Consider the following 14,024-nt stretch of genomic DNA (forward strand, 5'->3'; position numbering starts at 1 on the left):
CCTATTGACACGGTCATGTTAGCCATGATACATTATGAAAAAATTAGTCACGTTAAACACGATGATGGAAAAAAGATGTTGCTGTGTCTTTCAGAGAGCCGATGGTTGGTGAGAATCGGTGGCTGGCAAATGATCTTGAGCGTTCCTGAGTTATTGCATTGAACATTGGAGTAGGTGCAATCGGTTTAGACCCGTTATCCTCTTCGGTCTTCATTGACCGCTAAGACTGTCGTTGCGAAACGGCGGTGAATTAGGGTGGTACCACGACAACTCTCGTCCCTTATTGCGCAAGCAGTATGTGGATTGAGAGTTTTTTGATTATTTTAGGAATATAGACGTGGAATTCACCCTATTGTTACACCTTCCTCCTCTGTTGCGACACCGCGTTGTTGGAGGGAAGGGTTAAACTGGTTTTAAGGAAATCCTCTTCGATGAGGAATAGCCTTAACGATATAGATACACATACCTAAGGAGGAAGAAACCATGTACAAAGTGTTAGTGTCGGATCCGATTAGTGATCTGGGAATTCAGCAATTGGTGGATGCAAATGATGTGGTTGTTGAAAAGAAAACCGGTCTTAGTGAAGATGAACTTGTTGCCATTATTGGCGAATATGATGCCTTACTCGTTCGAAGCCAGACACGTGTTACCGATCGTATTATGACTGCTGGTACCAACCTTAAGGTTATTGGCCGCGCAGGCGTCGGTGTAGATAACATTGATCTGGAAGCTGCTACACAACGCGGAATTATTGTAATTAACGCACCTGACGGTAACACGATTACCACATGTGAGCATACCTTTGCAATGATGATGGCGCTCGCGCGTCATATTCCTCAAGCTTATGCCAAAACAATTCAAGGTACATGGGATCGCAAAACCTTCTTAGGCGTGGAATTACGGAACAAAACATTGGGTGTCCTTGGTATGGGACGAATCGGTAGCGAGGTAGCCAAGCGTGCCAAAGCATTTGGTATGGATATTCTTGCTTATGACCCCTTCCTTACACAAGAGCGTGCAGAGAAGCTGCAAGTTAAGCTAGCTAGCGTTGATGATATCATTCGCAATGCAGACTTTATGACTGTTCACACGCCGTTAACGCCTGAGACTCGTCATATGATCTCGCGCCCTCAATTCGAAGTTATGAAAAAAGGTATGCGCATTGTGAACTGTGCCCGCGGTGGGGTTGTTGATGAAATGGCTCTCGTGGAAGCTATTGATGAAGGTATCGTTGCTGGTGCAGCCTTTGATGTATTCGAGAGCGAGCCGCCAGCAGCGGATCATCCATTCCTAAATCATCCGAGCATTATCGTGACACCACATTTAGGTGCATCTACTGTTGAAGCACAAGAGAATGTAGCGATCGACGTTTCGGAACAAGTGCTTCACATTTTGCGTAACGAACCTTTCAAAAATGCAGTGAACATGCCTGCGGTAGCTCCTACGGTTATGAACAAATTGCAGCCTTACTTTAAACTTGGCGAAACACTGGGTAGTTTTGCAGCTCAAATCACTCAAAATGCGGTTCAAGAGATCCGAATTGATTATGCGGGTGATCTGTCAGAGGTCGATACTCAACCATTAACTCGCTACATCGTCAAAGGCATCCTTGCTAGACATCTGGGTGGAGAAGCTAACATCGTTAACTCCATGCATTTGGCCAAAACAAGAGATCTGAACGTTGTAGTTAGCCAAACATCTACGACAAAAGGATTCACGAACTTGATCACCGTTACTCTGGTGACAACACAGGAAGCTGAAGAACGCCGCGTAGCAGGTACACTTCTTGCAGGTTACGGTGAGCGAATTGTACGTCTGGATAAATTCCCAGTGGATATCGCTCCAGAGAGCCACCAAATCCTCATTTCTCACAATGATAAACCGGGAATTATCGGACGTGTGGGAACCTTGCTTGGTCAAAATGACGTAAACATCGCATCCATGCAAGTAGGACGTAAAATTATCGGTGGAGCAGCTATCATGATTCTTACTGTCGATAAAGAAGTTCCAAAAGATGTCCTTGTTCAACTCACGGCTCTTCCAGAATTAAATACCGCGGTTGAGATCGTTCTGTAATGGACTGAACAATAACAATTGCGCTAAAAAGAGACGAACCATTGCAGGTTCGCCTCTTTTTTTCATCTCAAATTACAACCAATAACGATAATATTCTCCCTTATACTCAGCTTAATCGAATAATATTCAGCGTAGCACCTGGTGGTGAAAGAACCGCCGTAACAGCAACGCCGAATAATTGAAGCTGGATTGTTGATCCGGCTGTCACTGTAACTATAAAGTCAGTACCTAACTGGCTCAATGAAAGTAACGGTGAAATAACACTCGCAGGAATAGCCACTCCGTTGAGTAAAATACGGCTCTGAACAGCTAAGGCAGCTGTGAGATTAATTTTGTAACTAATATAGTAGCGACCCGCTGTGGACAGCGTGAATGTATCATTTCCCGCGCTTACTGTTATACCAGTTCCTATATTTTGGTTTGAAGGAAGAGCTACCGCAATCCCTCCCAAGAGAACGATAATTGTTCCATTGGTATTTTCCGCATACGAAGAAGTTGCTGTTACCGAAGTACCTGTCACTCCCGTTGATCCGGTAGCTCCCGTTACTCCTACGCCTGTGGCTCCGGTTATACCTGTTGATCCTGTAGCTCCCGTTACACCCACGCCGGTTGCTCCGGTTATACCTGTTGATCCTGTAGCTCCCGTTACACCCACGCCGGTTGCTCCGGTTATACCTGTTAATCCTGTTGATCCCGTTACACCCACGCCGGTTGCTCCGGTTACACCTGTTGATCCTGTGACTCCCGTTACACCTACGCCGGTTGCTCCAGTTATACCTGTTGATCCTGTTGATCCCGTTACTCCAGTCTCACCTGTTATTCCTACACCTGTGGCTCCGGTGACTCCTGTCGCTCCTGTTGTACCTGTTATTCCTACACCTGTTGCCCCGGTAACACCGGTTACTCCAGTTGCACCTGTTACTCCTACACCAGTAGGTCCCGTAACACCAGTCACTCCAGTTTCACCCGTTATTCCTATGCCTGTTGCCCCGGTAACACCGGTTACTCCTGTTTCACCTGTTATGCCTACGCCTGTGGCTCCAGTGATACCAGTCACTCCTGTTTCACCTGTTACTCCTACGCCTGTGGCTCCAGTTACTCCTGTTTCACCTGTTATGCCTACGCCTGTGGCTCCAGTGATACCAGTCACTCCTGTTGTACCTGTTACTCCTACGCCTGTGGCTCCCGTAACTCCAGTTGCACCTGTTACTCCTACGCCTGTAGCTCCAGTGATACCGGTCGCTCCTGTTGTACCTGTTACTCCTACGCCTGTGGCTCCAGTAACTCCAGTTACTCCTGTTTCACCTGTTATGCCTACGCCTGTGGCTCCAGTGATACCAGTCACTCCTGTTGTACCTGTTACTCCTACGCCTGTGGCTCCAGTAACTCCAGTTGCACCTGTTACTCCTACGCCTGTAGCTCCAGTGATACCGGTCGCTCCTGTTGTACCCGTTACTCCTACGCCTGTGGCTCCCGTAACTCCAGTTGCACCTGTTACTCCTACGCCTGTAGCTCCAGTGATACCGGTCGCTCCTGTTGTACCCGTTACTCCTACGCCTGTGGCTCCAGTGATACCAGTCACTCCTGTTTCACCTGTTATGCCTACACCTGTGGCTCCTGTAACACCAGTTACTCCTGTCTCACCTGTTATGCCTACGCCTGTGGCTCCAGTGATACCAGTCACTCCAGCTACTCCAGTTACCCCAGTTGCTCCTGCACTCGCCAATAACGTGTAATCTGGGGACGTACCTGGTGTGCCCGTCGGCGCTGCCACATTCGTAATATACGTGCTGCCATTAAACGTGACTACCTGGCCAGCCGGATACGTTGGGGCCACTGCTGGATCAAATGCTACAATGCCGGTTAAGCCTGCGCCGGTCGCTCCCGTTGCACCCGTCACTCCAGCTCCAGTCGATCCTGTTGCCCCTGTGCCACCTGTTACTCCAGCACCTGCAATCAACGTGTAATCTGGGGACGTGCCTGGTGTGCCCGTCGGCGCTGCCACATTCGCAATATACGTACTGCCATTAAACGTAACTACCTGACCCGCTGGATACGTCGGTGCCACCGCGGGATCAAATGCTACAATGCCCGTTAAGCCTGCGCCGGTCGCTCCCGTTGCACCTGTTGTACCAACCCCAGTTGCTCCTGTTACTCCAGCTATACCAGTTACTCCAGTGGCTCCTGCACTCGCCAACAATGTGTAATCTGGCGACGTACCCGGGGTTCCCGTCGGTGAAGCTACATTCGAAATAAACGTACTTCCATTAAACGTAACTACCTGACCCGCTGGATACGTTGGGGCCACTGCTGGATCAAATGCTACAATGCCCGTTAAGCCCGCACCGGTCGCTCCCGTTAAACCAGTTGCACCCGTCGTACCAATGCCAGTTGCTCCTGTTACTCCGGCTACACCTGTTACCCCAGTTGCTCCTGCACTCGCCAACAACGTGTAATCTGGCGACGTACCCGGGGTTCCCGTTGGTGAAGCCACATTCGCAATATACGTACTGCCATTAAACGTCACGACCTGACCCGCCGGATACGTTGGTGCCACCGCGGGATCAAATGCCACAATGCCGGTTAAGCCCGCACCGGTCGCTCCTGTTAACCCAGTTGCTCCCGTCGTACCAACCCCTGTTGCTCCTGTAACTCCAGCTGTACCTGTTACTCCAGTGGCTCCTGCACTCGCCAACAACGTATAGTCTGGCGACGTGCCTGGTGTACCCGTTGGTGAAGCCACGTTTGCAACATACGTACTTCCGTTGAACGTCACCACCTGACCCGCTGGATACGTTGGTGCCACCGCAGGATCAAATACCACAATGCCCGTCAAACCTGCACCGGTCGCTCCCGTAAAACCTGTTGCACCGGTCACTCCAATTCCAGTTGCTCCTGTAACTCCAGCTACACCTGTTACTCCAGTGGCTCCTGCGCTCGCCAACAACGTATAGTCTGGCGACGTGCCCGGGGTGCCTGTCGGTGAAGCAACATTCGCAACATACGTACTGCCATTAAATGTGACTACCTGACCTGATGGATATGTCGGTGCCACAGCCGGATCAAACGGTATAATACCCGTTAAGCCTGCACCCGTTGCGCCCGTCACTCCAATCCCAGTTGCACCCGTTACTCCAGCTACACCTGTTACCCCAGTGACTCCTGCACTCGCTATTAACGTATAGTCTGGCGATGTGCCTGGTGTACCCGTTGGTGAAGCCACATTCGCAACGTACGTACTTCCATTAAACGTCACAACCTGACCTGCCGGATACGTTGGTGCCACCGCTGGATCAAATGCTACAATACCCGTTAAGCCCGCACCGGTCGCTCCTGTTAAACCAGTTGCTCCCGTCACGCCAGCCCCGGTGGATCCTGTTGCTCCAGTGCCACCAGTTGCTCCTGCACCTGCGATCAACGTGTAATCTGGCGACGTGCCCGGAGTACCCGTTGGCGCTGCCACATTCGCAACGTACGTACTTCCATTGAAAGTCACGACCTGACCCGCCGAATATGTTGGTGCCACCGCTGGATCAAATGCTACAATGCCGATTAAGCCCGCACCGGTCGCTCCTGTTAAACCTGTTGCTCCTGTCGTACCAACCCCTGTTGCTCCCGTAACCCCAGCTAAACCTGTTACCCCGGTCGCTCCTGCACTCGCCAATAACGTGTAATCTGGCGACGTGCCTGGAGTACCCGTTGGCGCTGCCACATTTGCAATATACGTACTACCGTTAAACGTCACGACCTGACCGGACGGATACGTTGGTGCCACGGCTGGGTCAAACGGTACACTGCCCGTCAATCCTGCGCCAGTCGCTCCTGTTAAACCAGTTGCACCCGTTACTCCAGCTCCAGTAGACCCCGTTGCCCCTGTGCCACCTGTCACTCCTGAACTTGCCAACAATGTGTAATCTGGTGACGTGCCCGGGGCACCCGTTGGTGAAGCAACATTCGCAACATACGTACTGCCGTTAAACGTAACTACCTGACCCGCTGGATACGTCGGTGCCACCGCTGGGTCAAATGCTACAATGCCGGTTAAGCCCGCACCGGTCGCTCCCGTTAAACCAGTTGCTCCCGTAGTCCCAACTCCTGTTGCTCCTGTAACTCCAGTGGCTCCTGCACTTGCCAATAACGTGTAATCTGGTGATGCTCCCGGGGTGCCTGTTGGTGAAGCCACGTTCGCAACGTACGTACTTCCATTAAACGTGACTACCTGACCAGCCGGATACGTTGGTGCCACCGCTGGATCAAATGCTACAATTCCCGCCAAGCCCGCACCGGTCGCTCCTGTTAAACCTGTTGCTCCTGTCGTACCAACCCCTGTTGCTCCCGTAACCCCAGCTAAACCTGTTACCCCGGTCGCTCCTGCACTCGCCAATAACGTGTAATCCGGCGACGTTCCCGGAGTTCCCGTCGGTGAAGCAACATTCGCAACATACGTACTTCCATTAAACGTAACTACCTGACCTGCTGGATACGTTGGTGCTACTGCCGGGTCAAATGGCAAAATCCCACTTAATCCTACACCCGTTGCTCCCGTACCGCCTGTTGCTCCTGTCGCACCAGAACCTGTAGCGCCAGTTGACCCTGTGCCACCTGTCACTCCTGAACTTGCCAACAATGTGTAATCTGGTGACGTGCCCGGGGCACCCGTTGGTGAAGCAACATTCGCAACATACGTACTTCCATTAAACGTAACTACCTGACCCGCTGGATACGTCGGTGCCACCGCCGGGTCAAATGCCACAATACCGGTTAAGCCTGCGCCGGTCGCTCCTGTTAAACCAGTTGCTCCTGTCGTACCAACTCCTGTTGCTCCCGTAACCCCAGCTAAACCTGTTACCCCGGTCGCTCCTGCACTCGCCAATAACGTGTAATCCGGCGACGTTCCCGGAGTTCCCGTCGGTGAAGCAACATTCGCAACATACGTACTTCCATTAAACGTAACTACCTGACCTGCTGGATACGTCGGTGCCACCGCTGGGTCAAATGGCAAAATCCCACTTAATCCTACACCCGTTGCTCCCGTACCGCCTGTTGCTCCTGTCGCACCAAAACCTGTAGCGCCAGTTGACCCTGTGCCTCCTGTTACTCCTGCACTCGCTAACAACGTGTAATCGGGCGACGTGCCCGGAGTTCCCGTCGGTGAAGCAACATTCGCAACGTACGTACTTCCATTAAACGTGACCACTTGACCCGAAGGATACGTCGGTGCCAATGCTGGATCAAATGGTACAATTCCACTTAAACCTACACCTGTAGTTCCTGTCACACCCGTTACACCTGTTGCCCCTGTAGGACCGGCACCTGCTAATAATGTATAATCTGGCGATGTACCGGGTGTTCCCGTGGGCGAAGCTACATTCGTAATATACGTACTACCGTTATATGTCACTACCTGACCAGCTGGATAAGTCGGTGCCTGAGCTGGATCAAAGGCAAGTGCACCACCAAGCCCTATACCTGTTGATCCGGTTGCACCTGTTATACCTGCACCAGCAAGTAAGGTGTAATCTGAGGATGTGCCTGGTGTCCCCAATGGACCTGCTACACTTGATATATAAGTACTTCCATTAAACGTGACCACTTGACCTGCCGCATACGAAGGAGCAGATGCTGGATCAAAGGGAACCGAACCAGACAACCCAATACCCGTCGCACCTGTAGCTCCTGTTGTGCCAGCCAAAAGTAACAAGCTATAATCTGGAGAACTGCCTGGAATTCCAATTGGACCATTTACATTAACAACATAAACACTCCCATTGAAACTAACAACCTGACCTTGGGCGTACGATGGAGCAAGAGCCGGATCAAATACTGTGATGTTGTTCAAGCCAGTACCCGGAGCGCCTGCCGGTCCCTGTGGTCCTTGAATCCCTTGTGGCCCCTGCGGGCCAATCGGACCAGCTGACCCAGCTACTCCCGCAGCGCCATTTGTTCCTGGAGGCCCCGCTGGGCCAGGTACGCCTGGAACGCCCGGAACACCTGGTACACCTGGTGCTCCAGGTGGCCCAGCTGGGCCAGTAATTCCTAATGAACCAAATGTTGTCGTTGCTCTACTAAGTGACACAGATATGGAACGAATTAATCCTACCAGATTATCTTTTTCTGCCGGAGCAATTTCAAGCAGCAAAGTTACACTTAATAAGTCATCTAACAGATTTTGTAGGTTACCTGCCAAATTAATCAAAGCTACCGGAACAACTTCCGAACCTGCAATACTTAACTCTAACACGGCTTGAAGTTCCGCCTTTACTCCAGCACGAAATCCTGAATCGTTAACAAAGGCAAGCAAGTTCTTCAATCCAGTTTGTAATGTACTTATATTGGATGCCGTAGGTTGACTAATAGCCACTGGAATACTAATGGCAAGGGTTCGCAAGATCGCTTCAAACTGTTCCCTTTCACTTTCGGTTATTGGAATAAAAGGAGAACCTGCTCTAAACGATCTACCTTCCAAAAATGCCTTAATATTTACTCTTTTGCGCCGATCGGACATGCGTAATTCAATCCTCCTTTAATGACCTTATTCCTCAAGCATATGAGCTTGTGGAGGAAAAATTATCTTGGACACATCTTTTCGCTGAAATTATTGACATCGTTGTTCCACGTTGAACAAGATTAAACGGTAGACTTCAACAAAAAAACACCCTCCATTGGAGGGTGTCTTCGCACTTTTTGTATAAAATCAATCTATTTCGGAGAATCAACAGGAAACTGCATCATAAACTCAGTTCCTTCGCCAAGAATGCTATTCGCCTGTATGGTTCCATGATGAGCATCTACAATGTTTTTTACAATAGCAAGTCCCAAACCTGTGCCTACACTTTCCCCGCGAACACGAGCTTTATCAGCCTTGTAGAACCGTTCAAAGATAAACGGTAGATCCGATGTTGGAATGCCTACACCCTCGTCCTTAATCGAGATTTTGGCTGCAGGAATTCGACTATCTGTTACAAGCTTTGCTGATATCATAACGTTTTTATTCGTAGGAGTATGTCGAAAAGCATTGTCCAACAGATTGGTGAAGACCTGCTCAAGCCGATCCTCATCTGCGTGATGCAGCTTAATGGAGGATTGTGCACAGTCCAAGTGGAGCGAGATCCCTTGTTCTTTGGAACGTACCGAGAATTTGCGATAAACTCGTTCAAGTACTTCCACCAGATCAACTTCTCTCATCGCCATATCTGTATGACCTGCTTCCATTCTAGCCAGATCCAATAGATCTTTCACCAATCTTCCCATACGAAGAGACTCGTCATGAATAACCTGAATCAATTCTTCGCTCTCTTCCGGAGATGCTGCCATACCATCCAAAAGAGCTTCACTGTAGCCCTGCATCATGGATAAAGGCGTACGTATTTCATGTGATACATTCGCAACAAAATCTCGCCGCATCTTCTCCAGGCGCACTTCCTCCGTTACATCACGAAGTACAGCAACAGCTCCTCGAATCACACTATCCGCATATAGCGGCGTCATCTGAACAGACCATACTCCCTGTTGAACATGAACGTTGGAACTCTGATCTCCACCTTGCTCCATAACGAGCTTGAACAGCGGAATGAGCGGCTCGGGTACATCCCGAGAAGCACTTGCCCGTTCTGATGTATCATCTGTATCCGCTTGTGACCAATCTAGATCGCACCAAACCTGCATAATTTTCTCGCCTGGAGGATTGGTTAGAATCACTTTGCCTTCACCATCAAACGTAACTACTGCATCCGTCATACTTCGTAGCACACTAGCTAGATGCTCTTTTTCATGATTAAGATTCCGGATATTATCTTCCAGTTGCGCAGCCATATGATTGAAGGTGTTTGCCAATTCGCCAATTTCATCACTCGTCACGAGTGATAAGCGGGTATCATAATTTCCTTTTCGAATGGAGTTAGCTGCTTGAATTAATTGCTGCATCGGCTGAGTGATTTTAGTAAAGAGAAATAACGCAAAGAATGTTGTCAAACTGAAGCCTATAATACAGACATACGTAAATAATCTCTTGATATCCCTCGACTCTGATTCAGCAAAATTGGTATCAATGTAAGGCAGCAAAAAAAGCCCCAGCGCTATGAGTACACAGCCCACAAGGAAAATAATCGTAATCCATAACTTGCCAACGAGCGATCTCCAGAACGCAAAACTATTTCGGTACTTCCAGTTTATAGCCCACACCCCAAACTGTCGTAATCATCGCCGCCGACTCAGGCGAAACCTTGTTTAATTTTTCACGAAGACGCTTAACATGTGTATCTACAGTACGGAGATCACCGAAAAACTCATAATTCCAAACATCCTTGAGAAGCTCTTCTCTAGAAAAAACCTTATCTGGAGAAGTAGCCAAATAATGCAACAGTTCGTATTCTTTTGGTGTAAGACTAATCTCTTCTCCGCCTGCTGTAACGCGGTGAGCATCATGTTCAATAACCAAGTGTGGGAATACAATGTTGTTGCTTGAGTTGCTCTCTTTGGACAAGTACGCTGTTGCAGATGAACGACGTAATATTGCCTTCACTCGGTATATCACTTCGCGTGGACTAAATGGCTTGACCACATAATCATCAGCTCCAACCTCAAAACCCTGAACCCGATTAATTTCTTCACCTTTTGCGGTCAGCATCAGAACAGGAGTTGATTTAACCTGACGGAGCCGCGTACACACTTCAACGCCATCCATTCCTGGCAACATGACATCCAGAAGAATCAGTCCGTAATCTCCTGCCGTAGCTTTTCGCAGAGCAGTCTCTCCGTCCTCTGCCTCATCAATTTCGTAGCCTTCTTTTTCAAGATACATTTTCAAAAGTCTGCGGATTCGTTCTTCATCATCCACAACGAGAATTCGATTCTCATGCTCTGCCATTCCAACTCCAGCCCCTTTGCAATAACTGCTCGTCACTTCTATTATGTTCGATCTGGCGAACAATATTTGAATGCCCGCTTTAACGTGAGGGCTCACACCTATGTTTCATGGGTTTCTCTCCAGAACGTTACGAAACAACCGCCTTAATCTGCCCCAGCATAAGAGTGTAGCCCTGCAATGATCAGATTGACACCAACCAATGTAAACATCACAACCAAGAAGCCTAACACAGCAAGCCAAGCAGATTTTCGTCCCTGCCATCCTCGAGATAAACGTAAATGTAAGTATACACTATAATAAAGCCACGTTATTAATGCCCATACTTCCTTTGGATCCCAGCCCCAGAATCGACTCCAAGCAATCTGAGCCCATATCATAGCAAAAATCAACGCGCCTAACGTAAAAATCGGAAAGCCAATGGCAATGGCTCGATAACTAATCTCATCTAGATCATCAGCATCAATACCATCTAATGCAGGTTGTAGGACTTGTCCAAGTGGTCTTCTTACAATTAAACGAATAATGCCATACAGGATCAGACCCATGATTACAGACCAGACCACCGTGTTCAGTTTGCGTCCAGCATTTACCCCGTTCATCCAAGATGGTGTCTCAAGTAACGGTTCTTTCATACCAAGAAACGGTTTCATGCTCTCTACCTCACTCTGATACGGTGCAAAAATAGGAGGCATGCGATAAATCACTTTCTCTATTGTACTATTTCCCTGTACCTCTGTGTCAATGCTCGCTGTTTCTTTGACGAACACAGCTTCATACCCAGACGCACGAAAAGCAAATACTGTACCGATAAATCCAATGACAACCACAATCGTAATCAGTGTGAATTCGACCCAACCACGCTGACGTCTAGAGGATTTATCCTTGCCACTGAAATCCACGGTACGCAACAAATACATAAACCCTGCCGCAAAGCCCACTGCAAAGAAAGCTTCACCTAGTGCTGCCAAGGTGACATGAATTTTCAACCAAATAGATTGTAGCGCAGGAATGAGTGGCTGCACTTCCTGTGGAAATACGGCCGCATACGCCATAATAATAATGGTAAGTGGTAACGCGAAAAGTCCAATCAATGTTTTACGATAAATGGCATAGACTACGATGAAAGCTACCATAATCATCATGGATAAAAAGCTCATAAATTCATACATATTGCTTACAGGTATGTGCCCTGCACCAGCCCACCGAGTGAAGAAAAAGATCAAATGAGCTGCAAGTGCTATCGTTGAGGCAATAAAGGCTCTCTTGCCCCATTTTTCAACATGAGCCTGAGGATCACGATTACTCCACTTTTTGCCCATAACCGCCACACCATATAACATAAACGCTGCACTATAGAGAAAAAAAGATACAATAAATGCGTCGCTGCTGAAATCCAATAAACTCATGCTTGGTTCCCCCCGTTATCCAACGACTTCTCATCTACTTCCACATTCATCTGTTTTAGCACAGTTGCAACCTCGCGCCTAAAGCCAAACCAATTTTTGTTGGTATGACCTCCAAGCGTAAGATGACCATCATCAATACGTATCCATATACGGCGGTGATGCCAGTAGAAGCCCATAATCAGGCCCAACATAACAATTCCAGCCCCTACCCAGACAAAAGGCATTGCTTTATCAATTCGGATATTGAGATAACTTACCGATTGAATGATGTCCACTTTATCCATACTATCCACTTCTAACTGAAATGGGATTGGATCACCCGAGAGCTGTTGGTTAATCGAATCTTGTTGAAATCGCTCTTTGTCGATTTGCTTGGCAAAATACAAATATTGAATGCCCCCTTCAGGCAGCTCTGGCCCGGTAATCAAAAATAAAAAGGCCGGTGCATTCGGTGAGGGCGACTTCGAGGTGGGTTTACCTTGCGCATCCAAAGCAAAGTCCATAAATTTATTTTTGACCTCTAACGTATATGGCCCAACTTGGAAGCTTGGCTGTGTATCCACCATATCGATCTTCAGTTCGCCAACCTTCTCACCTGTTTGAGCATTAACCAAGTCAGGAGTAACCGATCGAATGGTTGGAGTTAAATCGTAATCAAATTGATATGCCTTCAGCCCGTTATAGTTTAGTGGATGATTTACTCGCACATCATGTCTTGTAACCTCAGACAACTGAGGTTTTTTGGTCAGATCCGAACAATCAGCAGTACATTCATACAGCACAACTTTGGTTTCGAAGAGCTTAGGTACCATCCGATTCAAATTACGAAATTGTTCCGTTACCTCTTCCTCACTGTAGAACTCCACATTAAACTGTTCATTCTTCAAATACATAGATGTATTCGGAATCTTCTTAATCTCACCTTCGGGAAATGCCACATGCTCGTCCAAGTTCAATCCCGGTAATCCCCGAGCAAGCACAGCTAGTAAAAATATGATGAGTCCAATGTGGATAACATAAGGTCCCCATCGGCTGAATCGTTGCTTCTCAGCAAGTAATGCATCACCTTCGGTATGTACACGATACCCCTTCTTTTTAAGCGGCGTAACCGCTTTCTTAATCCAATCCGCAGAATCACCCTCAATTGCACCTTGGTACACGAGACGTTGTCGGGTAAGAAACTGCATATGCTTTCGGATTTTTTGCTTATTCAGCGCTTTGTAAAGTGGGAGTACACGGTCAAGGCTGCATATGACTAGCGAAGCACCAATTAACACAAGTAAAAGTATAAACCACCATGATTCGTATGTATGGGATAAGCCCAGTAGATAATAGATATGACCTAATTGCCCATACGTCTCTTTGTAGTACACGGAAGGGTCAATATTAAGAAACGTGCTTTCTTGGGGATAGATTGTCCCAAGTATAGATCCAAGCAGCGTAAGCACAATCATGTACACAGCAATTTTTACGGATGAGAAAAAGTTCCAAACCTTATCAATGATATTAGGATTGCTGCGCTGTGAACGTCGAGCCATTCCATCATAACGCATTTCGAGCACTTCGTCTGATTTGGCCTCAGCTTCAAGCAGTGGCTTTCCGCAGGCCTCGCACAGCACCGTGCCTACTGGATTTTGGTGTCCACACTCACATTTTGTGTTTTGGAACACGACTGG

Annotated in this window: 6 protein-coding genes and 1 other annotated feature; of the genes, 1 reads left to right on the forward strand and 5 read right to left on the reverse strand. The window is 48.1% G+C overall.

The window, feature by feature from the left end:
- Positions 1-52 precede the first annotated feature (52 nt).
- Positions 53-284: a binding site (T-box leader), on the forward strand.
- A gap of 199 nt (positions 285-483) precedes the next feature.
- Complete coding sequence (gene serA / locus MH215_RS01270) at positions 484-2,076, forward strand: phosphoglycerate dehydrogenase (RefSeq protein WP_056696662.1); 1,593 nt, start codon at positions 484-486, stop codon at positions 2,074-2,076.
- Between the two features lie 106 nt (positions 2,077-2,182).
- Here the strand turns inward: serA and MH215_RS28985 are convergent, their stop codons facing one another.
- The 5 genes from MH215_RS28985 to resB form a co-directional block, all read right to left on the reverse strand.
- Positions 2,183-8,581 carry a collagen-like repeat preface domain-containing protein gene (locus tag MH215_RS28985; protein ID WP_275445938.1) on the reverse strand — a complete coding sequence of 2,133 codons (6,399 nt, stop codon included), beginning with the start codon at positions 8,579-8,581 and terminating at the stop codon, positions 2,183-2,185.
- A gap of 194 nt (positions 8,582-8,775) precedes the next feature.
- Positions 8,776-10,257, reverse strand: coding sequence for an ATP-binding protein (locus MH215_RS01290; RefSeq protein ID WP_343224500.1), 1,482 nt, complete (start codon positions 10,255-10,257; stop codon positions 8,776-8,778).
- Positions 10,226-10,942, reverse strand: coding sequence for a response regulator transcription factor (locus tag MH215_RS01295; RefSeq protein WP_017687664.1), 717 nt, complete (start codon positions 10,940-10,942; stop codon positions 10,226-10,228). The genes MH215_RS01290 and MH215_RS01295 overlap by 32 nt, the downstream gene beginning before the upstream one ends.
- Positions 10,943-11,085: 143 nt before the next feature.
- On the reverse strand, positions 11,086-12,348 hold the full coding sequence (ccsA, locus tag MH215_RS01300; protein WP_056696653.1) for a cytochrome c biogenesis protein CcsA: 1,263 nt from the start codon (positions 12,346-12,348) through the stop codon (positions 11,086-11,088).
- Entirely contained in the window at positions 12,345-14,018 is a 1,674-nt protein-coding gene (resB, locus tag MH215_RS01305; protein ID WP_239287164.1) for a cytochrome c biogenesis protein ResB, read from the reverse strand. Before resB ends, ccsA begins: the two co-directional genes overlap by 4 nt.
- Positions 14,019-14,024 lie beyond the last annotated feature (6 nt).

Source organism: Paenibacillus sp. ACRSA, from assembly GCF_022346845.1.
Classification (GTDB): Bacteria; Bacillota; Bacilli; order Paenibacillales; family Paenibacillaceae; genus Paenibacillus.

What these genes read in the sequence shown, in the direction of transcription:
- MH215_RS01295 (WP_017687664.1), bottom strand. Translation starts at nt 10,942, where the DNA reads ATGGCAGAGCATGAGAATCGAATTCTCGTTGTGGATGATGAAGAACGA.
- MH215_RS28985 (WP_275445938.1), bottom strand. Translation starts at nt 8,581, where the DNA reads ATGTCCGATCGGCGCAAAAGAGTAAATATTAAGGCATTTTTGGAAGGT.
- serA (WP_056696662.1), top strand. Translation starts at nt 484, where the DNA reads ATGTACAAAGTGTTAGTGTCGGATCCGATTAGTGATCTGGGAATTCAG.
- ccsA (WP_056696653.1), bottom strand. Translation starts at nt 12,348, where the DNA reads ATGAGTTTATTGGATTTCAGCAGCGACGCATTTATTGTATCTTTTTTT.